The following is a 26,057-nucleotide window of genomic DNA, read 5'->3' on the forward strand; positions in this document are numbered from 1 at the left end:
TGGCCCATGTCTATCGCAGGAGACTGTTCCATGGTTGGGATGGCTGACATGGTCCCCGGCAGCGGATTGGCCGACGGCACCGAGTTTGCTGGCTATACGATTGTCCGGTTCCTGGGCGCCGGTGGAATGGGAGAGGTTTACCTCGCCCAGCATCCTCGGTTGCCGCGACTCGAGGCGCTCAAGATCTTGGGTAGTGCTGTTTCCGCGGACGACGACTACCGACAGCGGTTCATCAGGGAAGCCGACCTGGCGGCCGGCCTGTGGCATCCGAACATCGTGCGCGTCAACGACCGCGGCGAATGCGAGGGCCAACTGTGGCTCGCCATGGATTTCGTCGACGGCACCGACGCCGCGACCCTGGTACGGGACCACTACCCGGTCGGCATGCCGGCAGATCAGGTGTTGCCGATCCTGGAAGCCATCGCCCGCGCCCTCGACTACGCCCATGAACACCACGACGTGATGCACCGTGATGTCAGCCCGGCCAACATCCTGTTAGCCAAACCCGAGAGCGGCGATCAGCGAACCCTGTTGAGCGACTTCGGAATTGCCCGTACCGTCGGCGACACCAGCGGCCTGACCGCGACCAGCATGACCATCGGCACCTTCCCCTATGCCGCACCCGAGCAGTTGACGGACGAACCCATCGACGGACGCGCCGACCAGTACGCTCTGGCGGCCACCGTCTACCATTTGCTGACCGGGTCGCCGCTGTTCCCGCACACCAATCCCGCCGTGGTGATCAGCCGCCACCTGAGCTCGCCACCTCCGAAACTGGCGGAGACCCACCCGATGCTCAGGGTGTTCGACCCGGTGCTCGCGGTGGCTCTCGCGAAGGACCCGGCCGATCGATTCGCCCGGTGCTCGGAGTTCGCCGAGGCGTTCGCGCGGGCCGCGCGCACCAGAAGGCACCCGGGCACCGCGGCGTCGACCATGCCCCGACCGCTGGCGATCCGGCCGGCCAAGAGCACTGCGGCGTCGTCTGCCGCCGCACCGACCGACCAGTCGCGACGCCGATGGGCGGCGGTGGCGGCGGCATTCGCGGTGATCGGGCTGACCGCCGTGGGTGCCAGCGGCTACCCGGGCACCGCTCCGACCACCGCGGCGAAGGATGCGCCACCGGCCGCACCGGTGCAGGGACTGCCGCAAGCAGCTCCGGCTGCGCCACCATCAGCGGCTCCGGTACCGAATGGGGCTGCGCCTGCGGCACTCCCGTCGCCTGCGGCACCGCCGTCGCCCGCCCCCGCCGCAGCGCCGAGCACACCCGCCGCGCCGCCGCGACCCCCGGTTGCGCAGGTACCCGCGGCCGCGCCACGGCCGCCGGCTTCGCCCGCACCTGCGCCTGCGTCCAAAGCACCGGCGCCGGCCCCGCAACCAGTTGCGGCACCCGCCCCGCAGCAACCACCCCCCGGCCCCGACCAGACCTACCTCGATCTCGTATCGGGGATCCCGGGCGTCACCGTCACCGACCCGTCAGTCGCGGTCGCCAGTGGCCGAAACCTGTGCACGGTGCTGCAGAACGGCGTCAGCCCCGGTGAGGCCGCCAACGCGACAGTGAACAGCAACGAGGGAATCACCCCTTCGCAAGCCGCTGCCGGCGTCAACGCCGCGATCACCGTGTACTGCCCGCAGTACCAGCGCTAGGACGGCTCAGACGTTGATCTTTCCCTCGGCCGCTCGCTGGCCGATGTCGGTCCGAAAATGACTGCCGGGCAACTTGACTGAGCCGAGGATCCGGTACGCGTGGGTACGGGCTTCGGCGAGATCGGCGCCGGTCCCCACCACCGAGAGCACCCGGCCGCCGGAGGAGACGATCGTCCCGTCGGCGCGTCGCGCGGTTCCGGCGTGCAGCACACCGTCGGCTTCCGAGCCGACGACGACGTCACCGACCCGCGGGCGCCCCGGATAGTTCTCGGCGGCCAGCACCACCGTCACGGCCGCACCGTCGCGCCACCGCAACTCGCCGAAATCGGCCAGCTTGCCACTGCCCGCGGCGTACAGCAGCTGTCCGAGCGGGGACTCCAGCAATGCCAGCACCGCCTGGGTCTCCGGATCGCCGAAGCGGCAGTTGAATTCGACGACCGCCGGGCCGTTGGAGGTGATCGCCAGGCCGGCATAGAGCAGCCCGGTGAACGGGCTGCCACGCCGAACCATTTCGGCCGCAACGGGTTCGACGATCTGATGGACGATCTCGCGGTAGATGCCGTCGGGCAGCCAGGCCAGCGGCGAATAAGCGCCCATGCCGCCGGTATTGGGGCCGGTGTCCCCGTCACCGACCCGCTTGAAATCCTGCGCCGGCAACAGCGGCACCACGGTCGCGCCGTCGACCACGCAGAACAACGACACCTCGGGGCCGTCCAGGAAGGACTCGAGCAACACCGGGTGCCCGGCCTCCAGCAGACCGGCGGCGTGCGCGCGGGCGGCGGTGCGGTCCGGCGTCACCACCACCCCCTTGCCGGCTGCCAGGGAATCGTCCTTGACCACCCAGGCGGGGTCGCCCGCCGGAGGGCCGAACCGGTCCAGCGCTGCGTCCAAATGTGCCGGGTTGTCGACGATTTCGCTGGCGGCGGTGCGCACTCCGGCCGCTGCCATCACGTCCTTGGCAAACGCTTTGGAGCCCTCGATCAGGGCTGCGCCCTTGCTGGGCCCGAAGCAGGTGATGCCGGCGGCGCGTACAGCATCGGCCACGCCGAGCACCAGCGGCACCTCGGGACCGATGACCACCAGGTCGGCCGCCACCTTGCGGGCCAGCGCGATGACGTCGTCACCGGAGGTGATGTCGACGTCGTGCTGCTCGGCCAGCCGTGCGGTGCCGGCGTTGCCGGGCGCGACGAACAAGCCGGTGACTTGCGGGTCTCTGCTGAGCGCCAGCAGTAGGGCGTGTTCACGGGCACCGGAACCGATCACCAGGATGCGCACGACACGTCACACTAGCCTGCCCGCGAGCAGACGGAGAATCGCACAAAGTGGCCGTGTCCGGTGCGATTGTGTGTCTGCTCGGCGGGGTCAGTCGCGCTCGCCGCCGGAGTGCATCTTCAGCGCTCCCTCGACGTTGGCCTTCTTGTCCTCCCCGGCGCCCTTGGCCGCTGCCTTCTTGCGTCGCCGCACCACCGTGTCGACTGCCCCATTGAGCGCCGAACCCAGCGGAAAGCCCAGGTAGTGGGTGAGAAAGACCGCCATCTCTTTGAGTTCGGTCTCGGTGAGTTCCTCGTTGAGCAGCGCGGCGTTGATCTGGATCTCGGCCAGGTCGCGGCTGCCCACCGCGGTGACCGCCGTGAGCGTCATGATGCGCTTGTCGCGCATCGACAGACCCGGCCTGGTCCAGATCGAGCCGAACAGGTGGTCGACGGTCAGATCGAAATAGGGGTCGCCCTCGATGTCGGGCATCTCCCAGCCGTAGACCTCGTTCATCTTCTCCAGGCCCTTACGGCGCTGTTCGTCCATCACGACTCTTTCTCTATGTGCGGAACCCCCAGGTTGGCCGCCAGCAACTCGCGCGCCAACCGTGCGATAGGCATGTCGACCGAGAGAGCGTCGCCCAGTTCCAGCACCAAACCCAGGTCCTTCTCGCCCAACCCCACGGTGTGCTGGAACGGCTGGTAGAGGAAGTGGTCGGGCGCAAGGTCTTTGGCATCGCTGCGATACATGATGGCGCCGGCGCCGCCGGTGAGGGCGTCGCTGTGCCGCACCACGTTGCCGAGCGCCATCAGGTCGATGCCGGCCTCGTCGGCCAGCCGCTGCGCCTCGCCGACCGCGGCGTAGCCGACGAAGGTCAGCATGTTGCGTGCCAACTTCATGGCCGTTCCCGCACCCGGCTTCCCGGCGTGCACCACCACCGAAGCCCACCGGGAGAACGGTTCCTTGACGCGCTGGAACGTCTCGTCCTCAGCACCCACCATGACGGCCAGCTCGCCCTTGGCTGCCGCTGCCGCGCCCCCGCTGACCGGGGCGTCGACGATGTGAATTCCCCGCGGTTCGAGCTCGCGTGCCAGTTCGGCGGCCGTGGTGTGACCGATGGTGGAATGAATCGCGATGATGGTGCCGGGCTTTGCCCGCGAAGCCAATCCGCCGTCGCCGGTGATGACGTCACGGACCTGCTCGTCGTTGAGCACGGTGACGCTGATGATGTCGGCGTCGGCAACTTCGGCGACACTGGTGGCCGCGGTGGCGCCGCCTTCGACGAACGGGACCATCGCCTCGTCGCGTACGTCGAAAACCGTGAGTCCGCCGGGCCATTCGAGATACCGCTGGGCCATCGGCGCACCCTGATTGCCCAGCCCGATGTAGCCGAGTTTCACGTGCTCGCTCATGGCCGGAAGATCTGTCCGCCGTCGACATTGAAGATCTGGCCGGTGATCCAGGAAGCCTGGTCGCTGAGCAGGAACAGACACATGCCGACCAGGTCGTCCGGCGTGCCCATGCGCGACAACGGAAGTCCCTTGACGATGTCGTCGACGATCTCCTTGGGCGTGGTGGTGCGGTTCGCCTCGGTGTCGATGGGGCCGGGTGCGATCGCGTTGATCCGGATGTTCTGTCCGCCCAGTTCCCGCGAAAGTTGTTGCGTCAGACCGTTGATACCGACCTTGGCCAGACCGTAGAAGTTCGCGTACAGGTACGCCGCGGTGGACGACTGGTTCACGATCGCCCCACCGCCGCGCTTCGCCATCTTCTTGTACACCGCGCGCGTGCACCACAGCGCGCCATCGAGGTTCACGCTCATGAACCTCTTGTAGTACTCGGGGTCGACCGTGAGCAGGAAGTCGAGCTTCATGCCGCCGAAGATCGCCGCATTGTTGACCAGATAGTCGATGCCACCCAACTCGGCCAGTGTGCGGTCGGCCATCGCCTTGGCGGAAGCGGGATCCGACACGTCGACCGGAATGCTGATGGCCGTGCCGCCGTCGGCGGTGATCTGCTTGGCCACCCCCGCGGCGGCCTCGGCGTTGATATCGGCCACCACCACGGCCGCGCCCTCCCGAGCCAGCGCCTCGGCGTATGCCTGCCCGATGCCGCCACCGGACCCGGTGACGATCGCGACCTTGTTCTCGAACTGTCCCACCCGGGTCTCCTGTCAATTCGCGGCTGTTGCAATGAGTTTGGTTTCGAGGTATTCCTCGAATCCGGCCAGGCCCATCTCGCGGCCGTTCCCGGACTGCTTGTACCCGCCGAACGGCGCATCGGCGGAGTACCAGACGCCGCCGTTGACGTTGATGGTGCCGGCCCTGATCCGCGACGCCACGCCCGCGGCTCGGTCCGGGTCGGCTCCATACACGGTGCCGGACAGGCCATATGGGGAATCGTTGGCGATGCGGACCGCGTCGTCGTCCCCGTCGTGCGCGATCACGGTGAGCACCGGCCCGAAGATCTCCTCCCGTGAGACGCGGGCATTGTTGTCCAGGCCGGCGATGACGGTCGGTGCGATGAAGAATCCGACATCCCGTCCCTCCGGACGGCCGCCCCCGCAGGCGAACGTCCCCCCTTCGGCGACCGCGGAGTCGAGGTAACCCTGCACCCGGTCCCGCTGGCGCGCCGAAATCAACGGTCCGCAAATCGTTTTCGGGTTCGCCGGGTCGCCGGCCCGGATACCGCTCATGGTGGCGGCGGCGATGGCGACCGCCTCGTCATACCGGGCCCGGGGCACCACCAACCGGGTGGTGATGGCACAACCCTGCCCGGCATGCATGCACACCGAGAAACCCGCCACCCCGGCGGCTGCGCCCAGGTCGGCATCGTCGAGTACCACGAACGCGGATTTACCACCCAGCTCCAGGAACACCTTCTTGATGGTCGCCGCGCCGTCGCTCATCACACTGCGGCCGGTGGCGGTGGACCCGGTGAACGAAATCATGTCCACCCGTGAGTCTTTGGCGAGCATGGCCCCGACGCTGTGGTCGCTGGAGGTGACGATGTTGACCACGCCGGGCGGAAAATCGGTGTGCTCGGCGATGAGTTCGCCCAGCACGGCCGCGCACCACGGCGTATCGGGTGCGGGCTTGAGGATGACAGTGTTGCCCGCGGCCAGGGCGGGACCCAGCTTGGCGAGGTTGATCTGGTGCGGGAAGTTCCAGGGCGTGATGGCGCCGACGACGCCGACCGCCTCACGAGCGATCGTGCGCCGGGTGGGGATGCCCATCGGGGCGGCCTGGCCGAGATCCTGGTTCCACTCATAGGATTCGGCGGTGTCTGCGGCGAACGCCAGGTCGTTGACCGGTCCCTCGAGTTGCGCCATGGAGGTGAGCATGCGCGGTGCGCCGACCTCGGAAATCGTCAACTCCCGCAGTTCTTCGACGTGCTGCTGCATCGCTTCGCGCAGCTGCCGGATGCAGCGCACGCGCAGTTCGGTGTTGCGCGACCAGTCGGTGTCATCGAACGCCCGGCGCGCGGCTTCGATCGCGCGGCCCATGTCCTGCGCATCGGCATCGGCCGCGACGCCCAACACCTCCTCGGTGGCCGGGTTGACGGTCGGGAAAGTGCCTGCGCCGCCGTCACACGCCTTGCCGTCGATGAATAGTGCGCTTGCGCCGTCGGCCAACAGGGCCATCGATAGTCTCCCGAAACTCAGTTGAATGGACAGCTGTCCGATAACTCTGCCAGGAACCATAACTCCCGACTCCCTACCGGTGCAAGAGCCGATCCCGCAGGTCAGCCGGATAGCCCCGGACAACCGACGCTGACGTGCCGGTTTATTGTCGGGGCTTGCTTCCGGCCACGCCCATCCACTAGTTTGGACATGTGTCCAGCGATGCACTGGTGTCGGCACCCGGCCCGGCCCAGCAAACGGCCGGGAGAATGCCGCGGAACCGGCGCCAGGAAGAGACGTTCCGCAAGGTGCTGGCCGCCGGGATGGCAACCATGCGGGAGAACTCCTACGCCGACCTGACCGTGCGCATGGTGGCGGCCCGGGCCAAGGTGGCTCCGGCCACTGCTTACACCTACTTCTCGTCGAAGAACCACCTGATCGCCGAGGTCTATCTCGATCTGGTGCGCCAGGTCCCCTACTTCACCGATGTCAACGAACCCATGCGCACCCGCGTCGACAAGGCACTGCGCCATCTGGCGTTGGTGGTCGCCGACGAGCCCGAAGTCGGGGCTGCGTGCACGGCGGCCCTACTCGGCGGAAATGCGGATGGCGCGGTGCGCGCCGCCCGCGACCGAATCGGTGCGGAGATCCACCGGCGGATCGCCTCGGCGATCGGGCCGGGCGCCGAGGCCGACACCGTGGCCGCGCTGCAGATGGCATTCTTCGGCGCTCTGGTGCAGGCCGGCAGCGGGGAGTTCACCTATCACGAGATCGCCGACCGGTTGGGCGGCGTGGTGAACCTGATCCTCACCGGCGCCGAACGATCAACCAGCCCAGGTACTCCCGAAAGCGGTAAGGCATGACTGTTGGTGTCAACGACCCCGAACTGATCCTGGATCCCTACGACTACGACTTCCACGAAGATCCGTACCCCTACTACCGGCGACTGCGTGACGAGGCGCCGCTCTACCACAATGAGGAACTCGGCTTCTGGGCCTTATCGCGGCACAGCGACGTGCATCAGGGATTCCGCAACAGCACCACCCTGTCCAATCGCGACGGCGTGGCACTCGACCCGATTTCCCGCGGCCCACATGCGTCCAAGACGATGTCGTTCCTCGCGATGGACGATCCCGCGCACCTGCGGTTGCGCACGCTGGTCTCGAAAGGCTTCACGCCGCGCCGGATTCGCGAACTCGAACCACGGGTCACCGAGCTGGCCGGGCAGCATCTCGACGTGATGCTGGACAAGGCCGATCGCGGCACCGTCGACTACGTCGCCGAATTCGCCGGCAAACTGCCGATGGACGTGATCTCGGAGCTGATGGGTGTGCCCGAGCCCGACCGCGACCGCATCCGCGCCATGGCCGACGGTGTGATGCACCGCGAGGACGGCGTGAACGACGTTCCGGCATCGGCGATCGAGGCCTCGATCAACCTCATCGTCTACTACCAGGAGATGATCGCCGAGCGTCGCAAGAAGCTCACCGACGACCTCACCTCGGCGCTGCTGCAAGCCGAGATCGACGGCGACCGGCTCACCGACGAGGAAGTCCTCGGTTTCATGTTCCTGATGGTGATCGCCGGCAACGAGACCACCACCAAACTGCTTGCCAACGCCGCGTTCTGGGGTCACCGCAATCCCGACCAGCTGACCCCGGTGTACGCCGACCTGTCCCGGATACCGCTGTGGGTCGAGGAAACCCTGCGCTATGACACCTCCAGCCAGATCCTGGCCCGCGTCGTATCCGGCCCGCTCACCCTCTACGACACGACCATTCCGGAGAACGACGTGCTGCTGCTGCTGCCCGGCTCGGGGCACCGCGACGAGCGGGTCTTCGACGACCCCGACGATTACCTGATCGGACGCGAGATCGGCTCCAAGCTACTGAGTTTCGGCAGTGGCGCGCATTTCTGCCTGGGCGCGCATCTGGCCCGGATGGAAGCCCGCGTTGCGCTCACCGAACTGTTCAAGCGAATCCGCGGATACGAAGTCGACGAAGCCAACTCCGTCCGCGTGCACTCCAGCAATGTCCGCGGCTTCGCGCAGCTGCCGATGTCCGTGGAGGTTGCCTGATGCCCCGCTTCGATCCGCTACCCGCCCGTCGACCTGCGATCGTCGCCGGCGCCTCCTCCGGCATCGGAGAAGCCACCGCGATCGAACTTGCGGCGCACGGCTTTCCGGTCGCCCTGGGAGCGCGCAGGGTAGACAAACTGAACGACATCGTCGGCAAGATCAACGCCGCGGGCGGTGAGGCGGTCGGCTTCCACCTGGATGTCACCGACCCGAATTCGGTGAAAACCTTTGTCGCACAGTCGGTCGATGCCCTCGGCGACATCGAGGTACTGGTCGCCGGTGCGGGTGACACGTACTTCGGCAAGCTGGCCGAGATCACTACCGACGAGTTCGAGTCGCAGCTACAGATTCATCTCGTCGGCGCCAACCGGCTGGCCGCCGCGGTGCTGCCCGGCATGCTCGACCGCCAGCGCGGCGACCTGATCTTCGTCGGCTCTGATGTGGCCCTACGGCAACGGCCGCACATGGGCGCCTACGGGGCGGCGAAGGCCGCGTTGGTCGCGATGGTCACCAATTTCCAGATGGAACTCGAGGGCACCGGGGTGCGGGCCTCGATCGTGCACCCCGGCCCGACGAAGACGTCGATGGGCTGGAGCCTGCCCGCCGAGAAGATCGGCCCCGCCCTGGAGGACTGGGCCAAATGGGGTCAGGCCCGGCACGACTACTTCCTGCGGGCAGCCGATCTGGCGCGGGCGATCACCTTCGTCGCCGAGACGCCGCGCGGTGGCTTCGTCGCGAACATGGAGCTCCAGCCCGAGGCCCCGCTGGCCGCCACCACAGAACGCCAGAAGCTCGCGCTCGGCGAAGAAGGGATGCCGAAATGACGACAGCAGTGGTTCCCCGGGTCTCCGGCGGTGAAGAGGAACACGGCCACCTCGAAGAATTCCGCACCGACCCGATCGGGCTGATGAAGCGCATCCGCGAGGAGTGCGGTGACGTCGGCTGGTTCCAACTCGTCGACAAGCACGTCATCTTCCTGTCCGGCGCGGAGGCCAACGAGTTCTTCTTCCGTTCTGCCGACGAGGAATTGGACCAGGCCGAGGCCTACCCGTTCATGACGCCGATCTTCGGCAAGGGGGTGGTGTTCGACGCCAGCCCCGAGCGGCGTAAGGAGATGCTGCACAACTCCGCGCTGCGGGGCGAGCAGATGAAGGGTCACGCCGCCACCATCGAAGGCGAAGTCAAGAAGATGATCGCCGACTGGGGCGACGAAGGTGAAATAGAACTGCTGGACTTCTTCGCGGAGTTGACCATCTACACCTCGACGGCGTGTCTGATCGGCCTGAAGTTCCGCGAGCAGCTCGATCACCGGTTCGCCGAGTACTACCACGATCTGGAACGCGGCACCGACCCGCTGTGCTACGTCGATCCTTACCTGCCGATCGAGAGCTTCCAACGTCGCGACCAGGCCCGCAAAGACCTGGTGGCGCTGGTGCAGGAGATCATGAACCAGCGGTTGGCCAACCCGCCCAAGGACAAGAGCGACCGCGACATGCTCGACGTGCTGGTGTCGATCAAGGACGAGGAGGGCAATCCACGGTTCTCCGCCGACGAGGTCACCGGGATGTTCATCTCGCTGATGTTCGCCGGGCACCACACCAGCTCCGGCACCTCCGCCTGGACGCTGATCGAGTTGATCCGCCACGCCGACGTCTACGCCGAGGTGCTGGCCGAGCTCGAGGAACTCTACGCCGACGGCCAGGAAGTGAGTTTCCATGCGCTGCGCCAGATTCCGAAGCTGGACAACGTGGTCAAGGAGACCCTGCGCCTGCATCCCCCGTTGATCATCCTGATGCGGGTCGCCAAGGGCGAGTTCGAGGTGCAGGGATTCCCGATCCACGACGGCGATTTCGTCGCCGCGTCCCCGGCGATCTCCAACCGGATCCCGCAGGACTTTCCCGATCCCGACGCCTTCAAGCCGGACCGCTACAACAAACCCGAACAGGCCGACATGGCCAACCGGTGGACCTGGATTCCCTTCGGTGCGGGCCGGCATCGCTGCGTCGGCGCCGCGTTCGCGCAGATGCAGATCAAGGCGATCTTCTCGGTTCTGTTGCGCGAGTACGAGTTCGAGATGGCCCAGCCCGCCGACAGCTACCACAACGACCATTCCAAGATGGTCGTGCAGCTGGCCCGGCCGGCCAGGGTCCGCTACCGCAAGCGCGCCCGGGGCTGACCCCGATGGGCTCATTCAGGATCGACGTCGATCTGGACTTGTGCCAGGGCCACGCCATGTGCGAACTCGAGGCGCCGGACTACTTCCGGGTGCCCAAACGCGGCAAGGTCGAGATCCTGGACAACGAACCCCCGGAAGACGCCCGCGACGAAGTCGAACGCGCGGTCGAAATGTGCCCTACCCAAGCACTATTCATCACAGAGAAGGAAGACTGATGGCCGCACATCCCCGCGAGGTACTGGAAGACTGGGTCGAGCGCTGGCTGGAGGCCAACCGGGTGGCCGAGCGTGCAGGCGACTGGAAACCGTTGGCCGACTTCTACGCCGACGACGCCACCTACGGCTGGAACATCGGACCCAAAGAAGACGTGATGTGCGTCGGCGTCAACGAGATCCGCGACATCGCACTGGGCCTGGAGATGGAGGGCCTGGAGAACTGGCAGTACCCATACCAGAAGGTGCTGATCGACGACAAGCAGGGCGAGATCGTCGGTTTCTGGAAGCAGATCGCGACCGATTCGGACGGCACCACGTCGGAGATCTACGGCATCGGCGGCAGCTGGTTCCGGCTCGACGCCGACGCCAAGATCGAATGGCAGCGCGACTTCTTCGACTTCGGCCACGTGCAGGCGTTGTACCTGGATTTGATGAAGGCCGGCAAATTGTCACCTGGCATGCAGAAGCGGATCGAGCGCAGCCTGGCCGGGGAGCAGCTGCCGGGTTACTACCCGCTGGGCAAGGCGCCCTCCCCGATCTGGTGAAAGCCCTGCCAGGGGTGGCCGCGGGCACCCAACCAAGCATTTGTTTTGTTGCACGCGCTATGCTGACCGTCAGGGGTGCCCGTGTGGCACTCGTCACCCACTAGTGCCGGGCCTGGAGCCAGGCACACTCAATTCAAAGGCGAAATGGGGTCAGGTCCATCGTGAAGACAAAAGGCGCACTGATCTGGGAATTCAACCAGCCGTGGTCCATCGAGGAGATCGAGATCGGCGACCCCGTCAAGGACGAGGTCAAGATCCAGATGGAAGCGGCCGGGATGTGCCACTCCGACCACCACCTGGTGACCGGCGGCATCCCCATGGCGGGCTTCCCGGTGCTCGGCGGGCACGAGGGTGCGGGCATCGTCACCGAGGTCGGCCCCGGCGTCGAGGACCTCGCCCCCGGCGACCACGTGGTGCTGTCGTTCATCCCGTCCTGTGGGCAGTGTCCGACCTGTCAGGCCGGCCTGCGCAACCTGTGTGACCTGGGCGCCGGGCTGCTGGGCGGCGCCGCGGTGTCCGACGGCACCTTCCGGATCCAGGCCCGTGGCCAGAACGTCTTCCCGATGACGCTGCTGGGCACCTTCTCGCCGTACATGGTGGTGCACCGCAGCTCGGTGGTGAAGATCGACCCGTCGGTGCCCTTCGAGGTGGCCGCGCTGGTCGGTTGCGGCGTCACCACCGGCTACGGTTCGGCCGTCCGCACCGCCGACATCCGGCCGGGTCAGGACGCCGCGATCGTCGGCGTCGGCGGGGTCGGCATGGCCGCACTGCAAGGTGCGGTGGCCGCCGGAGCCCGCTACATCTTCGCCATCGACCCGGTGGAGTGGAAGCGCGACCAGGCGCTGAAGTTCGGCGCCACCCACGTCTACCCCGACATCAACGCCGCGTTGATGGGCATCGCCGAAGTCACCTACGGCTTGATGGCACACAAGGTGATCGTCACCGTCGGCGAACTGCACGGCGCCGACATCGACAACTACCTCAACATCACCGCCAAGGGCGGCACCTGTGTCGCGACCGCGATCGGCAGCCTGCTGGACACCAACGTGACCCTGAACCTGGCAATGCTGACCCTGATGCAGAAGAACCTGCAGGGCACCATCTTCGGCGGTGGCAACCCGCAGTACGACATCCCGCAGCTGCTGTCGATGTACAAGGCCGGCAAGCTGAACCTGGACGACATGGTCACCACTCAGTACCGCCTGGAGCAGATCAACGACGGTTACCAGGACATGTTGGACGGCAAGAACATTCGCGGTGTCATCCGGTACACCGACGCAGATCGGTGACCGTGCGATGACCCAGACTGCCCAATCCCCGGCCCTGACCGCCTCGCAGTCGTCGTGGCGTTGCGTGCAGGCCCACGATCGGGAGGGCTGGCTGGCGCTGATGGCCGAGGACGTCGTCGTCGAGGACCCGATCGGCAAGTCCGTCACGAACCCCGACGGCACCGGGGTGAAAGGCAAAGCGGGTGTCGCGACGTTCTACGACACCAACATCGCCGCCAACAACCTGACCATCACCTGCGAAGAGACGTTTCCGTCGAGTTCGCCCAACGAGATCGCCCACATCCTGGTGTTGGACAGTAAGTTCGAGGGCGGCCTGACCAGTTCGGTGCGCGGGGTGTTCACCTATCGCGTCAACGCCGAGGGGCTGATCGACAGCATGCGCGGGTACTGGAACCTGGAGATGATGACGTTCGGTCAGGAGTGACGCGGGCTCAGCCGATACGGCCGAGTCCGGTGATGTTGCCCTGCATGATCTTGTTGCCCATCAACACCATTGACGACGTCTGAATCGGGTCGCTGAGGATAGTGGCCGACTTCAGTTGCTGGTAGATGAGATTGCCCGTATTGGGGTCGATGACCGAGTACGCGAACAGGTCAGCCGGTGTGGTCTGGTCGAGGCCGACGCGGGTGATGGTGTAGATCAGGCCGTCCCCGGTAGACAGGTGTGGCAACGCGGCACTGCGGACCTTGCTCTCCCACACCGTGTGACAGCCCGGGCCGGGGCTGTCGATGTCCACCCGGGTCATGCCGCCGACGAACGGCGCCGTCGCCGGAACTGCCGGGCCGGCGTTGGCCGGCACCTGCGGGTAGGGATAGCCGTACGTGCTGGCGATGAACATCGAATTGCCCACGCCGATAGGCGAATTCTCGCTACCCGGACCGCCCAGCGTCAGCACCGTCTGCTGGCAGATCGGGGCACCGCTGCCGGCTTGGTAGACCAGTGCGTGCACCTGGGGTTCGGCGTTGTCGACGATGGTCAGGTACTCGGCGCCGGTGGGCCCGAAATACGTTGGGGTGGAACCTGTTCCCCAGCTCAGCTGACCAGGCTTGCGGGCCGAGCCGCGGTCATAGGCCTGCCGCCACAATTGCTGCGGGGTACCGCCGCCACCGAGGATGATCTCGTAGAGCGCATGGGTGGTGGCCACCGCGACGCGGTTCTGCGGTGATGCCGAAATGCTGTTCGCCACTTGCTCTCCCGCGGGCAACTGCATGCTGGCGACGCCACCGCCCGCTTTCGCCACACCGACCACCCCGTTGGCGGTGGCAAACCAGACATTGCCCTGATAGTCGGGCACCACGCCGACGGAGCTGTCGCCCGGCGCTATCGCGGTGGACAGGTCGGTGGACTCGGTGACCGACAAGTGCCAGCGACCCCGCTCGTCTTTGCTGTGCGCGATACGCAGCAGATGGTTGGTCCCGTCGACCAGCACCATCTGGTTGTTGTTGTCCACGTAGGCATAGACGCCGCCCAACAGGCCGCCTTTGGCGATATCCATGCTGGCCAGTGGGATGATCTGGGGCAGCACGCCGTCAGGGTTGAGCAGATGCAGCACCGGGGACTGGGCGGTGATGGTGGTGCACAACGCCAGCACCAGGCCGTCGGTGCCCTGCGTGATCGTCGGACAGGCCGCCAGCAGCGGGAAGGCGAAGATCGGAACCAGCCGGGCACCGGGCCCGGGCAGCGGTCCCGCATCCGCGGAGCCGGCGTCGTTGTGCATGGACGCGATGCCGTTGGGCGCCATGAAGGGGTTGGGCGGCCCCAGCGGACCAAACGGGTCGGCGGCCCGGGCTGGGGTGATCAGGGGGACCAGGGACACAGCGCAAGCGGTGAGCACTGCCAGCGGAATCGTCAGCAGCGTCTTGGGACTTCGCGCCAAGGTGCCCTCCAGGGATCGGGTCACATCGCAGTGTGGCGATCGCCGGGAACGACACCGCAACGGTGCGTTAACGATTCGGCGTCAGGAGTTTGGCGCATCCCGCGGGCTCGGCGCCGGAACGTCAATGGGTGCGGCCACCCGCGGGCTCGCACCTATGCTTGGGCGATGGCATCGATCTTTACCAAGATCATCAATCGAGAACTCCCCGGCCGCTTCGTCTACGAGGACGACGACGTCGTCGCGTTCCTGACGATCGAGCCGATGACGCAAGGGCACACCCTGGTGGTGCCGCGCGCGGAAATCGACCAGTGGCAGGGCGTGGACAGTGCGGCGTTCGGCCACGTGATGTCGGTGAGCCAGCTGATCGGCAGGGCGGTGACCAAGGCGTTTTCGGCGGAACGCGCCGGGTTGATCATTGCCGGGCTGGAGGTGCCGCACCTGCACGTGCACGTGTTCCCCGCCCGCAACCTGAGCGACTTCGGGTTCGCCAACGTCGACCGCAATCCGTCCGAGGAATCCCTGGACGAGGCGCAGGCCAAGATCAAGGCGGCACTGGAACAGCTGTGCTGAGTCCGCGCTGACGCTGCGTCCAGGGCGCAGTCGTACGAAATGTCGTCATCCTCAGCGCAGGGCCATTGGACTCTCGGAACCGGCGTGCGCTAACCGACGGGCGCGGGCACGTCGCTCACCCGCGGCAGCAAGACCCGGAAACAGCAGCCCTGGCCAGGGGCGGTGGTCACGGTGACGCTGCCGCTGTGTGCCTTGACCACGGAGTCGACGATCGACAGCCCGAGCCCGCTGCCGCCGGTGGCGCGGGCGCGCGAGGAATCGGTGCGATAGAACCGTTCGAAGACCCGCTCGGCATCCTGGCGGCTCATGCCGGGACCGTTGTCGGCAACCTCCAGGACGGCGTCGTCGCCCTCGGTGCCGACCCGCACGGTGATGTCGGCGCTGCCGGGCGTGTGCTGGATGGCGTTGGCGACGAGGTTGCTCAGCACCTGACGCAACCGAGGTTCGTCACCGACCACTTCGGGGGTGCCCGGGCCGTCGAGCACCGCCATCGCGATGTTGCGCGTGGAGTCCATCGCACGCCCGTCGTGCACGGCATCGCTGGCCAGTGCCAGCAGATCCACCCGGTTGGCCTCCAGCGGACGTTGTACGTCCATCCGGGCCAGCAACAATAGGTCGTCGACCAGCAGGCCCATCCTGCCGGCTTCGCTTTCGATCCGGGACAGCAGCATCGAGACGTCGCTCGCGGCGCCCTGCCGGTACAACTCGGCGAAGCCGCGGATCGTGGTCAACGGGGTCCGCAATTCGTGGCTGGCGTCGGTGATGAACCGCCGCATCCGCTCCTCGGAACCGCGAGCCGTCTCGGCCGAGGCTTCCGAGGCGGCCAGCGCCTGCTGAATCTGAGCCAGCATTCCGTTGAGCGCCAATGAAAGTCGGCCCACCTCGGTGCGGGAGTCACGTTCGGTGACGCGCCGATCCAACTGACCGGCGGCGATCGCCGCGGCGGTCTGCTCGACTTCACCCAACGGGCGCAGACTGCGTTGCACCACCGCGGACCCGGCGATGCCGACCACCACCAGCACCGCAGCCCCGATGCCGGCCTGCAGCAGGACCAGCGAGCGCAGCGTGTGGTCGACGTCGGACAGATCCGCGGCCACCGTGGTCAGGCCACCTTGCGGTCCGCGCACCGAGACCGCCCGCCACTCGATGCCGGAGTCGCTGACCGATGGCAGTGTCGTCGGATTGGGGCCGACGTCGTTGTCGGCCGGCAGCGCCGGTTCGGCATTGCGGTCGTTGATCGCTGTCATGGTCTTGCCCTCGGGGCTCACTGCCCGCACGTAGAACTTCGACGGCGGCCGGGCGGGGTCGGGCCCCTCTCCGATCGGCGCGGTGTGCTTCCACGGTGCCTGTGCCCAGGTCCGCGTCGCATCCATCAGCGTCGCGTCGATCCGGCTGATCAGGCTGTGGCGCAGGATCGAGGTCACCGCCACACCCGACACCAGCAGACCGCAGAGCACGAGCACCAAGGTGGCCGCGACCAGACCGACCCGCAGCGGCACTGCGCGTCGATATCGTCTGGCGGTCTCGGTACCGGCCACGCTCAGCGCGGCTCCCGCAGCACGTAGCCGACCCCCCGCAGGGTGTGCAACAGCCGCTTCTCGCCAGTGTCGATCTTGCGGCGCAGGTAGGACACATAGGACTCGACGACGTTGACGTCACCGCCAAAGTCGTAGCGCCACACGTGATCCAAGATCTTCGGCTTGCTCAGCACGGTGCCCGCATTGATGACGAAATACCGCAGCAAGGTGAATTCGGTGGGAGACAACGACACCGGCTCACCGGCCTTCCACACTTCGTGCGTCTCTTCGTCGAGTTCGATGTCGGCGAAGGACAACCGGGCATTGCGGGGTTCGTCGCGGCCCTTGCCGGCGCGGCGCAAGATGACCCGCAACCGGGCGACCACCTCTTCGAGGCTGAACGGCTTGGTCACGTAGTCGTCGCCGCCCAGGGTCAGCCCGGCGATCTTGTCCTGCAACGAATCTCGGGCGGTGAGGAACAGTGCCGGAGCCTCGATGCCGTCGGCGCGCAGTCTGCGCAGCACTCCGAAGCCGTCCATGCCCGGCATCATCACGTCCAGGATCACCGCATCCGGGCGGGCTTCGCGCGCCCGGTCCAGCGCTTGCGCACCGTTGGATGCGGTGTGCACCTCGAAACCCTGGAATTTCAGGCTTACCGAGAGCAGTTCAACGATGTTGGCTTCGTCGTCGACGACAAGGATGCGCGCCTCCGGCGGGGTGGGACCATTCGTACTTCGCGTCATGACCAACGGCCCCCGAACTGGATCCTGTGCACTTGCTGGTTGATCATTGTAAGATTCCTGTGAGGTCGTTGTACGTACTCTGCTAGCAGTCTGCCAGCAGATGTCGTTTCCGCGTAGCCCCCACAAGGCGATATCAGCACGCGTCGCGAATAGACTCGCAGGATGAACCTCGTCAAAGCCGTGTTGGGAATCGCGACCGCCCCCGCCCGCGCCGGGCTGGCTGCCGCGGAGGCGAGCCTGACGCTTGCCGGCGCCGCGGTGGGCGTTGCCAAGCAAGCGCTGGGCGAGACCGGCAGCACCGGTGGGCCCAATGCGATGGCCAACATGCTGGGTATCGACGATGCGCTGGCCCGGGCCAACCGGCTGGCCCGGCTGCTGGACGACGACATGCCGCTGGGCCGCGCCATCGCGCCCAACGGCCCGATGGACCGGATGCTGCGACCCGGCGGCGTCGTCGACCTGCTGACCTCGGAGGGTGGGCTGATCGACCGCCTGACCGCCGAGGGCGGCGGACTGCACCGCGCGCTGCAACCCGGCGGGCTGGCCGACCAGCTGATGGGCGCGGACGGAATGATCGAGCGGGTGCTGGCCGAAGACGGACTGGCCGACAAGCTGCTCGCCGAGGGCGGCCTCATCGACACGCTGACCGCCAAGAACGGTCCGCTGGAGCAACTGGCCGATGTGGCCGACACCCTGGCCCGGCTCGCGCCCGGGATGGAAGCGCTGGAACCGGCCATCGCGACGCTGCAGGAGGCTGTCATCTCGCTGACGATGGTGGTCAACCCATTGAGCACCATCGCCGACCGCATCCCGCTGCCGGGTCGGCGTCCGCGCTCGTCAGCGCGGTCGGTGCGCACCACACGAATCGTCGACCCCGACTAGTCACCGGTTAGGCTTGACCGGCTTCACCGGCCTCCTTAGCTCAGTGGTAGAGCACTCGCCTTGTAAGCGAGCGGTCGTCAGTTCAATCCTGACAGGGGGCTCTGCCGTCTCCGCTCGCGCGAGCGGGGCCACTTGCGGCGGATCCGGACGTACACCATGTGCACATGTGTGGCATACATATTCACCGCTAGCGCAGAAGATTTCCCGGACCCGATCCCACTGGGTAACATCGCCCGAGCCTGGATAACCCTTCGGTGGCAGCACCGCGTAGCCGCCGGTGGATCACATTTCGGCGGGTTTGGCAATCGGATTAGCGTATGCAAAATCTATGATTTTTGTTTGAGTTCGCTATCGCCCCGCTGTCCAGGGCTTGACATTGCCGTTAGATCAGTGGGTCAACGGTTTGGGCGACACCTGCATAGGGGGGTTTGTGGACCAGGATGGGACGCCGTTCGGCCGCTATCGGTTGATCGAGCTCATTGGCCGGGGTGGGATGGGTGAGGTCTGGCGGGCCTACGACACGGAGACCTCGCGCGTGGTCGCCGTCAAAGTCCTGTCCGACAACCTGGCCGCCGATCCGACCTTCGTGCAGCGGTTCCGCCGGGAAGCGTTGGCCGCCGCCGGGCTCAACGACCCGCACGTCATACCGATTCACCACTTCGGCGAGATCGACGGTCGCCTCTACGTCGACATGCGCCTGATCAAGGGCCGCGACCTGCAGAGCATCATCGCCGACGGGGTGATGGACCCGGCGCGGGCGGTGCTGATCGTCGAGCAGATAGCCTCGGCGCTGTACGACGCACACCAGATCGGGCTGGTGCATCGCGACGTCAAGCCGTCCAACATCCTGGTCACCCCGAACGATTTCGCGTATCTGATCGACTTCGGCATCGCCAGCGCGGCCGGGGAATCGCGGATGACCAACACCGGCAGCGTGATCGGCACCTGGGCCTACATGGCGCCGGAACGGCTGAGCCAAGGACAGACCGACCCGCGCAGCGACACTTACGCCCTGGCATGCGTCCTGCATGAATGCCTCACCGGCAGCCAGCCGTATCCTGGCTCGAGCATCGAGCAGCAGATCGGCGGCCACCTGGGTCTGCCGGCACCGCGACCGTCTGCGCTGCGACAAGGTCTACCGCTGCAGCTCGACGGCGTCATCGCGATCGGGATGGCCAAGAACCCCGACCAGCGGTATTCGAGTCCGATCGAGATGGCCGCAGCGGCCAAGGCGGCGATCACCCAGCCCACGGTGCTGCCCCCCGCCCCGCGCAACACCGACCCCGGTCAGTCGGAAACGCAGCGCCTGCCGATACCGCAGGGACCCCCGAACCAGCCACGCAACTACCACCAGCCGGCTCAGAACCGGGCCGTCTCGAACACCGACGCAACCCAGTACCGTCAATACCCGACCGGGGGCACCGATGCGCCCGGCGGGCAGTACGGGCACGGTGGCCCGACGGGTCCTTCGAGCCCATCCGTGCCGCCCTCCGGCCCGGCTGCCTCCGGTGGCGGGCAGAGCGCGAAGGCCGATCCCAAACGCCGTCGCATGATGCTGATCGGCAGCATTGCAGCGGCTGTCCTGGTCATCGGGCTGGTCGCAGCCTTCGCGCTGAGTGGCTCCGGGGACAAGGGCGGCAGCGGAACCACGACCGCGGCGAGCGGACCGAACAGCGGCCCGCTGACCGGCACCTACACCCTGGCCTTCGGTCAGAGCATCGGCCTGGACGGCAAGCCTGAGGCCGGCCAGGACCCGCCGGGCAATGAGACGTGGAAACTGCGGTCGGTCTGCGGCGCCAAGGGGTGCGTGGCTACCGGGTCACGAAGCTCCGGCAGTTTCAAGCACCCGACGAGCCTGGTGTTCGACGACATCAAAGGACGCTGGATCGCTGTTGCACTGGACACCGAACGGTGCGGTAACGAAGACATCGAAGAGTGGCACTGGGTCTATCTGCTACCCCGCCCGGACGGCAGCATGGCCGGTGAGTGGATCGACGACTCGGTGAAGTGCTACAGCAAGAGAAGTGTGACGTTCACCAGAACCGGCGATGCCGACGTCTCCGGCCTGCCCGACCCGTCCGCCCTGCCGGCCCGGGTGAATTCTCCCGCCCTGGGGTTGCGCGGGTTCTACCGCTCGAAATTCACCACCGCGGCCGGCCAGGCCAGGCCCGCAGACCAGGACTTCAGCGTGGACACCTTCTGCATGCGCGCCGGGGACCGCTGTCTGAGCCGGTTCGTGCTGACGGATTTGTCCGACCATCAGCTGTTCATCTTCGCCAACAACGCGTGGACGGAAAATTCCGAGGAAGACGTTCCATGTCCGGCCGGTGGGACCAGCCACGTCCGGGTGACGGGGGTGTTCCCGCTGCCGAAGGGGGCCGGCGATCCGATCCCCACGCTGTCCGGGCACGGGATGGAAGACGCGTCGGGCAGTGCCTGCAAAGGCGGTCCCTACGATCAGGTCTTCACCCGCATCCGGGATTGACCCCGACCCGGCATCAGGCGTCAATCCCCAGATCGGGTTGCGTTTAGAAGTTCCCAAGAAACCTGCAAGGCCTGCTCCGCAGACTCACTTCATCAGCAACATCCATGTCCGTTCACACCGAAGTGACCAAGCAGGCCAAAATGAGCGAAATTCGCACGATCGACCTACACGGTGACCGCGTCGCCTACCGCGACGAAGGCGCTGGCGAGGTGCTGCTGCTGATCCACGGCATCGGCGGCAGCTCGAACAACTGGCGCGCCATCATTCCCGCGTTGTCCAAGCGATTCCGGGTCATCGCGCCGGACCTGCTGGGCCACGGACAGACCGACAAGCCACGCGGCGACTACTCCTTGGGCGCGTACGCGGTGTGGTTGCGGGACTTCCTGGACGCGTTGGGCATCCCCCGCGTGACCGTGGTGGGCCACTCCCTGGGCGGTGGAATCGCAATGCAGTTCACCCACCAGCACCGTGACTACTGCGAGCGGCTGATCCTGATCAGCAGCGGTGGACTGGGCGCCGAAGTGAACCGCACGTTGCGGCTGATTTCGCTGCCCGGGTCCGAGATTCTGTTGCAGGCGGCGGCGTCGCGGCCGATGATCGCGGTGCGCAAAGCCGTGACGGCCCTGGGGTCCAACGACGAGCACAAGACGCGCCTGGACGAGCACTGGGAAGCCCACGCGGCGCTCTCCAACCCCGAGAACCGGCGGGCTTTGCTGCGCACCCTGCGCGCTGTCGTCGACCGGCGCGGCCAGTTCGTGTGCGCGCTGAACAAGTTGCACCTCAACGCGAACGTGCCGGTGATGATCATCAGCGGCGACAAAGATCGGGTGATCCCCGTCTCGCACGCCTACGCGGCCCACCAGGCTATGCCACACAGCCGACTGCACATCCTCGACGGCGTCTACCACCACCCGCAGACCGAACGAACGGACGTGGTGGCGAGTCTGATCGACGACTTCATCGGCGCGGACGGCGAATACGCCGGTGCTGCAACGACTGCGGCCGTGTCGCTCGCGGACTGGTCGGCATCGGCTGACTCGCGCAGCGGCGGCCCGCGCTCTCGCGCCGTGATGCAGCGCATCAGCCGGCGACGCACGCGCCGGCACCTGCAGTCGGTACCGGCAGCCAGCTGAAACCGCGGAACGGTTACACCTGTCGGTCAGAGGGCCAGGCTGGGCAGGGCCACGATGTCACCGCGCAGCGCGGCGATCACGTCCTCGGCCACCGCGGCCGGGAATTGGACGGTGGCCGTGGCGATCTCGTCGATGCCGTCGCGAACCGCGGTGACAACCGCCGCCGGATCCCCGGAAAGCAACGACAGCCCGACGTCCCAGACCGCGTATTGCGGGGCGGTGATGAAGTTGCGCCAGTCGACGAACAAGGCGGTGGGTAAGTTCGCCGGGCCGATCGGGATGCCGTCCCAGCTGTTCATGGTCCAGCCGCCGGCCGGGTTGCCGGTCACCTGCACTATTGCGGTGTTGGGCAACGAATGTGTCAGCAGGAGTAGCGGATTGGGGTTGTCGACGTTCATCAGCGTGCCGACGCCGATGGTGAAAGCGCTGGAATACGCGACGGAGGTGTCGCCCGGCACCGGATTCGCCAGCGCACCGCCGTAGATCGCCTGTAGCGAGCTGTCGAAGTTACGACTGAAAACGATGCCGTTGAAGTCCGTGGATCCGGGGGCCAGCATAGGGAAAAGCGGGAATCCCAGGGTCCAGGCGATCGGTCCGACCAGGTAGAGCAGACCGGCGGGACTGATCTGCGGCAAACCTTCGAAGATTCCCGCGTGGATCTCGTTGAGCCCGGGCAATACACCGTAGGCGGAGGTCAGTTCGGTCGCAGTCTGCTGCACCCTGAGTAACTGCGACGCGAAGACCCCGGAGTATTGCGTACTCGGCGACAGCGTCCCTGCCACGTTGGTCGCCTGCTGCACGCCCGCAGGGGTCAGGTTCACGCCAGGCACGGCGGTGTCGATCCAGCCCTGTGCGTTGGCCACCGACTGGGCATGCCGGACGAAATCGATGACAATCTGCTGGCCGCCACCGCCCGCATCGCCGTACGAACCGGTGCCGATGAACAGTCCCGCACGACCGGTGGTGGCGCCGGGGCCGCCGTTGCCGAAGAAGAACGCCTGTCCGCCGGCACCATCCGTCCCGCCGGGACCGCCCATGCCGCCATTGCCCAGCAGCCAGCCGCCGGAACCGCCGGCACCACCCGGTCCGCCACCGGAGCCGGTACCGCCGGGACCGCCGTTGCCGATCAACCCGGCGTTGCCGCCGCTGCCTCCGGCGCCACTGGCCGGACTGAAGCCGGGGCCGCCGTCACCGAACAACAGACCCCCTGCACCCCCGGCGGGCGCCGTCGCCGTTCCGGGCGCACCATTGCCGATCAGCGGACGCCCCAGCAGCATGCTGCTGGGGACATTGACGATCGGCTCCAACGCCTGACCGACGGGGCTGGCGATCCACGCCTGACCGGCCGCATGAATCGGCCCGTAAATCGCGATCTGCAACCCGTCGGCCGCGGCCACGCGCAACGTGACGACGATGGCCGCTTCAGCATTTGCATAGGCGGCAGCCGCACCGTTCAACGCGCTGACGAACTGCTCGTGATAGGTCGCCGCTTGGGCCGCTGCCGCCTGGAATTGCCGGGCGTGCGTGCCGAACAACTCGGCGATGGCGGTTGAGACTTCGTCGGCGGCTGCTGCGGCTACCGCGGTGGACGGCAGCGCCGCCACGTGCACGGGGGTAGGTGGCGCGGCGATCTCGGTCGATGTCGCCGCGGTCTGCAGCATGCCCGGCGCAACCAGCACAAATGACATCGCCCTACCCCCATTGGTATCGCGTAGTGATCATCATGGCGCGCAGGCCGGGCAATCACGGCGTTATCACCAGAATTGGTGGGCGGGTCAGCGCTCTCCGCTCTTGCGGGACAGGAACGCCTGCATGTGCTGCTGCGGTTCGCCGGTCAGGAAGGCGTGACCGAACTGTTCGACGCTGTCCTCGATCGCCTCGTGCACCGTCATGTCGAACCACTTGTTGAGCAGCCGCTTCTGCTGGCGAACCGCGTGTGGACCAAATCCGACGAGCCGTGCCGCGAGCTCGCCGATGCGGGCGTCCAGCGCGTCGGGCGCGACGACTTCGTGTACCAGGCCCCAGTCCGCGGCCGTGCCCGCATCGATGGTCTCGCCGGTCAGCAACAACCACGCGGCGCGCGACGCCCCGATCAGCGCCGGCATCAACGCCGCGTGAATCACCGACGGGATGCCGACGGCAACCTCTGGCATTCCGAATCTGGCGCCGGACTCGGCAATTCGTAGATCGCACGACATCGCGACCTCCAGACCCCCACCCAGGCACCAGCCCGAGAGCCGAGCGATGACCGGGACGGGGCAGCGCCGAATCGCTTCACACAGCCCGGCGAGTCCACGGATGAACACCTCGGCACCGGCCGGTTCGAGGGCGACCATCTCGTTGATATCGGCACCGCCGATGAACGCCCGGTCCCCCGATCCGCGGAACACGACCACCCGCACCTCAGCGTCCTGACCGATGACGTCGAACACGTCGGCCAATTCTGAATTAGCCGCGCTGCCAATGATATTCAGCGGTTTCGAGTTGATCAGTTCGACGGTCGCCAGTCCGGCATCGCGGCCGAACCGGACGAATCGCCCCTCCATGGTGGTCATCCGCCGCCCTAGGAAGCGGCCTCCAATTCGTCGAGCGCTTCGCCGGTGTAGACCGCCAGCCGCTGCAGGTGCGGCAGGGTGTCGCGACACCCGATGAATCCGAAGTTCAACGTGCCCGCATAGCTCTGCAGCGTGACGTTCAGCGCCTGACTGTGCGCCACCAGCGAGACGGGGAAGGACGCCTCCATCCGGCTACCGCGCAGATACAGCACGTCCTGCGGTCCGGGCACGTTGCTGACGCACAGGTTGAACGCGTACGGCAACGGCGTTCGCACCCCGGCGAGCGAGCTGGCCACCTGCATGGTGAACGGCGCCATCAAAGCTGTCGTGTAGGCCAGGATGGCGTCCTTGTTCATTTTGGACAACTCCGCCTTGGCCATTCGGGTCGTGGTCTTGACCACCTGCAGCCGCTCGAGGGGATCGGCCACGTCGGTGCCCAGCGACCCCAGGATGGCGGCGACGGCATTGCCGCCTCCCTCGTCGTCCTTGGGCCGGACATTGACCGGCAGCATCGCGATCAACGACTTGGCGGGGAGCTCGCCCAACTCGTCCAGAAACCGCCGCAGGCTGGCGCCCACGAGTGCCAGCGCGACGTCGTTGATCGTCGCATCATTCGCGACGCCAATGGATTTGAGTCGGTCCAACTGATAGTGCTGGGTGGCGAAGCGGCGGTTGCGGCTGATCCGGGTGTTCAGGACGCAGTGCGGCGCCTGCACTGAGCCGATCAGGTTGCGGTACTCGTTGTCGGTGCGGATCTGGGTGTTGACGAGCGCCTTGGTCAGATCCAGCGTGGACCTGCCCGCACCCGCGACCGAGCCGATGGCGCTGCCCATGCCGCTGACCACGCCGCCCAGGCTGCTCAACACACCCCCGATACTGCCCAGCACGTTGGTGGCGATCCCACCGCCGCCTTCCGGCTTGTCGGCGGAGACCCGCTTGGGGGCGGCGACATTGAAGAACAACGGATGTTCGGTGTCGTGGGGATCGGTCGACAGGCTGCGCGCCAGCATCTTCTGGCCGGTGTACCCGTCGACCAGCGCGTGATGCATCTTGATGTAGATCGCGAACCGGCCGCCCTCGAGGCCCTCGATGAAGTGCATCTCCCACGGCGGCCGACGCATGTCCAGGGCGTTACTGTGCAAGCGGGACACCAGGATTCCGAGTTCGCGTTCATCGCCCGGGCTAGCCAGTGCCGAACGCCGGACGTGGTAGTCCAGGTCGAACTTCTCGTCGCACACCCAGGATTGGATCGGGCTGCGCAGCAGGTCGGGATGGCTGAGTTTCAGATTCCACGGCTCCACCACCTCGTTGGCCTTGCTCTCGTCGACCAACTGCCGCAAGAAATCACGCGGCGCATCCGGCGGCGGCGTGAAGGGCATCAGCCCACCGACATGCATCATGGTGCTCGGGGTCTCGGCGTAGAGGAACAACATGTCTTGCGGACCCAGCCGCCTGGCCGTTCTGCTCATAGCT

At 66.6% G+C, this 26,057-nt stretch carries 24 protein-coding genes and 1 tRNA gene; 14 read left to right on the plus strand and 11 right to left on the minus strand.

Features of this window, described 5'->3' with window-relative positions; genetic code table 11:
* Positions 1 to 39 precede the first annotated feature (39 nt).
* Entirely contained in the window at positions 40 to 1,644 is a 1,605-nt protein-coding gene (locus tag AC5Y5Z_RS17245) for a serine/threonine-protein kinase (protein ID WP_499926511.1), read from the plus strand.
* A gap of 6 nt (positions 1,645 to 1,650) precedes the next feature.
* On the opposite strand, the gene purD is transcribed toward AC5Y5Z_RS17245, so the two are convergent.
* From purD to AC5Y5Z_RS17270, 5 genes are all read right to left on the minus strand, one after another.
* Entirely contained in the window at positions 1,651 to 2,919 is a 1,269-nt protein-coding gene (gene purD / locus AC5Y5Z_RS17250; protein WP_463828428.1) for a phosphoribosylamine--glycine ligase, read from the minus strand.
* 87 nt (positions 2,920 to 3,006) lie between these two features.
* A complete protein-coding gene (locus AC5Y5Z_RS17255) occupies positions 3,007 to 3,444 on the minus strand; it encodes a carboxymuconolactone decarboxylase family protein (RefSeq protein WP_463828427.1) in 438 nt (145 codons plus the stop codon).
* Positions 3,444 to 4,310 carry an NAD(P)-dependent oxidoreductase gene (locus AC5Y5Z_RS17260; RefSeq protein ID WP_499926513.1) on the minus strand — a complete coding sequence of 289 codons (867 nt, stop codon included), beginning with the start codon at positions 4,308 to 4,310 and terminating at the stop codon, positions 3,444 to 3,446. Before AC5Y5Z_RS17260 ends, AC5Y5Z_RS17255 begins: the two co-directional genes overlap by 1 nt.
* Positions 4,307 to 5,059, minus strand: coding sequence for an SDR family oxidoreductase (locus tag AC5Y5Z_RS17265; protein ID WP_463828425.1), 753 nt, complete (start codon positions 5,057 to 5,059; stop codon positions 4,307 to 4,309). The genes AC5Y5Z_RS17260 and AC5Y5Z_RS17265 overlap by 4 nt, the downstream gene beginning before the upstream one ends.
* A gap of 12 nt (positions 5,060 to 5,071) precedes the next feature.
* On the minus strand, positions 5,072 to 6,541 hold the full coding sequence (locus AC5Y5Z_RS17270; protein WP_499919050.1) for an aldehyde dehydrogenase: 1,470 nt from the start codon (positions 6,539 to 6,541) through the stop codon (positions 5,072 to 5,074).
* Positions 6,542 to 6,732: 191 nt separating this feature from the next.
* Between AC5Y5Z_RS17270 and AC5Y5Z_RS17275 the strand changes: the two genes are divergently transcribed.
* The 8 genes from AC5Y5Z_RS17275 (at position 6,733) to AC5Y5Z_RS17310 (ending at position 13,246) form a co-directional block, all read left to right on the plus strand.
* The gene (locus tag AC5Y5Z_RS17275) at positions 6,733 to 7,383 is read left to right on the plus strand and encodes a TetR/AcrR family transcriptional regulator (protein ID WP_463828423.1); all 651 of its coding nucleotides are present in this window, start codon (positions 6,733 to 6,735) and stop codon (positions 7,381 to 7,383) included.
* Complete coding sequence (locus AC5Y5Z_RS17280) at positions 7,380 to 8,597, plus strand: cytochrome P450 (RefSeq protein ID WP_499926516.1); 1,218 nt, start codon at positions 7,380 to 7,382, stop codon at positions 8,595 to 8,597. The genes AC5Y5Z_RS17275 and AC5Y5Z_RS17280 overlap by 4 nt, the downstream gene beginning before the upstream one ends.
* Positions 8,597 to 9,421 (plus strand): SDR family oxidoreductase, encoded by an 825-nt coding sequence (locus AC5Y5Z_RS17285; RefSeq protein WP_499919051.1) that lies wholly within the window; start codon positions 8,597 to 8,599, stop codon positions 9,419 to 9,421. Before AC5Y5Z_RS17280 ends, AC5Y5Z_RS17285 begins: the two co-directional genes overlap by 1 nt.
* Positions 9,418 to 10,773 (plus strand): lanosterol 14-alpha demethylase, encoded by a 1,356-nt coding sequence (gene cyp51, locus AC5Y5Z_RS17290; RefSeq protein ID WP_463828420.1) that lies wholly within the window; start codon positions 9,418 to 9,420, stop codon positions 10,771 to 10,773. The genes AC5Y5Z_RS17285 and cyp51 overlap by 4 nt, the downstream gene beginning before the upstream one ends.
* A gap of 5 nt (positions 10,774 to 10,778) precedes the next feature.
* Entirely contained in the window at positions 10,779 to 10,988 is a 210-nt protein-coding gene (fdx, locus tag AC5Y5Z_RS17295) for a ferredoxin Fdx (protein WP_463828419.1), read from the plus strand.
* Entirely contained in the window at positions 10,988 to 11,533 is a 546-nt protein-coding gene (locus AC5Y5Z_RS17300; protein ID WP_499919052.1) for a Cif family virulence factor, read from the plus strand. The genes fdx and AC5Y5Z_RS17300 overlap by 1 nt, the downstream gene beginning before the upstream one ends.
* A gap of 161 nt (positions 11,534 to 11,694) precedes the next feature.
* A complete protein-coding gene (locus tag AC5Y5Z_RS17305) occupies positions 11,695 to 12,822 on the plus strand; it encodes an NDMA-dependent alcohol dehydrogenase (protein WP_463828417.1) in 1,128 nt (375 codons plus the stop codon).
* 7 nt (positions 12,823 to 12,829) lie between these two features.
* A complete protein-coding gene (locus AC5Y5Z_RS17310) occupies positions 12,830 to 13,246 on the plus strand; it encodes a ketosteroid isomerase family protein (protein WP_463828416.1) in 417 nt (138 codons plus the stop codon).
* 7 nt (positions 13,247 to 13,253) lie between these two features.
* Here AC5Y5Z_RS17310 and AC5Y5Z_RS17315 read toward each other — a convergent pair whose 3' ends face one another.
* Positions 13,254 to 14,723, minus strand: a complete 1,470-nt coding sequence (locus AC5Y5Z_RS17315) for a hypothetical protein (protein ID WP_499919055.1) — start codon at positions 14,721 to 14,723, stop codon at positions 13,254 to 13,256.
* A 141-nt stretch (positions 14,724 to 14,864) separates the two neighbouring features.
* On the opposite strand from AC5Y5Z_RS17315, the gene AC5Y5Z_RS17320 reads away from it, so the two are divergent.
* Positions 14,865 to 15,269 carry an HIT family protein gene (locus AC5Y5Z_RS17320; protein ID WP_499926520.1) on the plus strand — a complete coding sequence of 135 codons (405 nt, stop codon included), beginning with the start codon at positions 14,865 to 14,867 and terminating at the stop codon, positions 15,267 to 15,269.
* A gap of 89 nt (positions 15,270 to 15,358) precedes the next feature.
* On the opposite strand, the gene AC5Y5Z_RS17325 is transcribed toward AC5Y5Z_RS17320, so the two are convergent.
* Both AC5Y5Z_RS17325 and AC5Y5Z_RS17330 read right to left on the minus strand, forming a co-directional pair.
* Positions 15,359 to 16,807 (minus strand): sensor histidine kinase, encoded by a 1,449-nt coding sequence (locus tag AC5Y5Z_RS17325; protein ID WP_499926522.1) that lies wholly within the window; start codon positions 16,805 to 16,807, stop codon positions 15,359 to 15,361.
* 2 nt (positions 16,808 to 16,809) lie between these two features.
* Positions 16,810 to 17,529, minus strand: coding sequence for a response regulator transcription factor (locus tag AC5Y5Z_RS17330; protein ID WP_463828412.1), 720 nt, complete (start codon positions 17,527 to 17,529; stop codon positions 16,810 to 16,812).
* Between the two features lie 162 nt (positions 17,530 to 17,691).
* Between AC5Y5Z_RS17330 and AC5Y5Z_RS17335 the strand changes: the two genes are divergently transcribed.
* The 4 genes from AC5Y5Z_RS17335 to AC5Y5Z_RS17350 all read left to right on the plus strand — a co-directional run bounded on the left by AC5Y5Z_RS17335 (position 17,692) and on the right by AC5Y5Z_RS17350 (position 22,029).
* Positions 17,692 to 18,411, plus strand: coding sequence for a hypothetical protein (locus AC5Y5Z_RS17335; RefSeq protein ID WP_463828411.1), 720 nt, complete (start codon positions 17,692 to 17,694; stop codon positions 18,409 to 18,411).
* Positions 18,412 to 18,440: 29 nt separating this feature from the next.
* Positions 18,441 to 18,512 (plus strand) — tRNA-Thr (locus tag AC5Y5Z_RS17340).
* A gap of 329 nt (positions 18,513 to 18,841) precedes the next feature.
* Positions 18,842 to 20,896: a serine/threonine-protein kinase gene (locus AC5Y5Z_RS17345; protein ID WP_463828410.1), complete on the plus strand. Its 2,055-nt coding sequence runs from the start codon at positions 18,842 to 18,844 to the stop codon at positions 20,894 to 20,896.
* Between the two features lie 140 nt (positions 20,897 to 21,036).
* Positions 21,037 to 22,029 (plus strand): alpha/beta fold hydrolase, encoded by a 993-nt coding sequence (locus tag AC5Y5Z_RS17350; protein ID WP_499926525.1) that lies wholly within the window; start codon positions 21,037 to 21,039, stop codon positions 22,027 to 22,029.
* Positions 22,030 to 22,055: 26 nt separating this feature from the next.
* Here the strand turns inward: AC5Y5Z_RS17350 and AC5Y5Z_RS17355 are convergent, their stop codons facing one another.
* From AC5Y5Z_RS17355 to AC5Y5Z_RS17365, 3 genes are all read right to left on the minus strand, one after another.
* Positions 22,056 to 23,717 (minus strand): PE domain-containing protein, encoded by a 1,662-nt coding sequence (locus tag AC5Y5Z_RS17355; RefSeq protein WP_499926527.1) that lies wholly within the window; start codon positions 23,715 to 23,717, stop codon positions 22,056 to 22,058.
* Positions 23,718 to 23,804: 87 nt separating this feature from the next.
* Positions 23,805 to 24,584, minus strand: a complete 780-nt coding sequence (locus AC5Y5Z_RS17360) for an enoyl-CoA hydratase (protein ID WP_463828407.1) — start codon at positions 24,582 to 24,584, stop codon at positions 23,805 to 23,807.
* 8 nt (positions 24,585 to 24,592) lie between these two features.
* Positions 24,593 to 26,053, minus strand: coding sequence for a WS/DGAT/MGAT family O-acyltransferase (locus tag AC5Y5Z_RS17365; protein WP_499919062.1), 1,461 nt, complete (start codon positions 26,051 to 26,053; stop codon positions 24,593 to 24,595).
* Positions 26,054 to 26,057 lie beyond the last annotated feature (4 nt).

The sequence above is a fragment of the Mycobacterium sp. NGS29 genome, from assembly GCF_059812965.1.

Coding starts and splice junctions, on each gene's coding strand:
- AC5Y5Z_RS17245 (WP_499926511.1), top strand. CDS start 40: ATGGCTGACATGGTCCCCGGCAGCGGATTGGCCGACGGCACCGAGTTT.
- AC5Y5Z_RS17255 (WP_463828427.1), bottom strand. CDS start 3,444: ATGGACGAACAGCGCCGTAAGGGCCTGGAGAAGATGAACGAGGTCTAC.
- AC5Y5Z_RS17260 (WP_499926513.1), bottom strand. CDS start 4,310: ATGAGCGAGCACGTGAAACTCGGCTACATCGGGCTGGGCAATCAGGGT.
- AC5Y5Z_RS17270 (WP_499919050.1), bottom strand. CDS start 6,541: ATGGCCCTGTTGGCCGACGGCGCAAGCGCACTATTCATCGACGGCAAG.
- AC5Y5Z_RS17280 (WP_499926516.1), top strand. CDS start 7,380: ATGACTGTTGGTGTCAACGACCCCGAACTGATCCTGGATCCCTACGAC.
- AC5Y5Z_RS17285 (WP_499919051.1), top strand. CDS start 8,597: ATGCCCCGCTTCGATCCGCTACCCGCCCGTCGACCTGCGATCGTCGCC.
- cyp51 (WP_463828420.1), top strand. CDS start 9,418: ATGACGACAGCAGTGGTTCCCCGGGTCTCCGGCGGTGAAGAGGAACAC.
- fdx (WP_463828419.1), top strand. CDS start 10,779: ATGGGCTCATTCAGGATCGACGTCGATCTGGACTTGTGCCAGGGCCAC.
- AC5Y5Z_RS17300 (WP_499919052.1), top strand. CDS start 10,988: ATGGCCGCACATCCCCGCGAGGTACTGGAAGACTGGGTCGAGCGCTGG.
- AC5Y5Z_RS17310 (WP_463828416.1), top strand. CDS start 12,830: ATGACCCAGACTGCCCAATCCCCGGCCCTGACCGCCTCGCAGTCGTCG.
- AC5Y5Z_RS17320 (WP_499926520.1), top strand. CDS start 14,865: ATGGCATCGATCTTTACCAAGATCATCAATCGAGAACTCCCCGGCCGC.
- AC5Y5Z_RS17330 (WP_463828412.1), bottom strand. CDS start 17,529: ATGACGCGAAGTACGAATGGTCCCACCCCGCCGGAGGCGCGCATCCTT.
- AC5Y5Z_RS17335 (WP_463828411.1), top strand. CDS start 17,692: ATGAACCTCGTCAAAGCCGTGTTGGGAATCGCGACCGCCCCCGCCCGC.
- AC5Y5Z_RS17350 (WP_499926525.1), top strand. CDS start 21,037: ATGAGCGAAATTCGCACGATCGACCTACACGGTGACCGCGTCGCCTAC.
- AC5Y5Z_RS17355 (WP_499926527.1), bottom strand. CDS start 23,717: ATGTCATTTGTGCTGGTTGCGCCGGGCATGCTGCAGACCGCGGCGACA.
- AC5Y5Z_RS17360 (WP_463828407.1), bottom strand. CDS start 24,584: ATGACCACCATGGAGGGGCGATTCGTCCGGTTCGGCCGCGATGCCGGA.
- AC5Y5Z_RS17365 (WP_499919062.1), bottom strand. CDS start 26,053: ATGAGCAGAACGGCCAGGCGGCTGGGTCCGCAAGACATGTTGTTCCTC.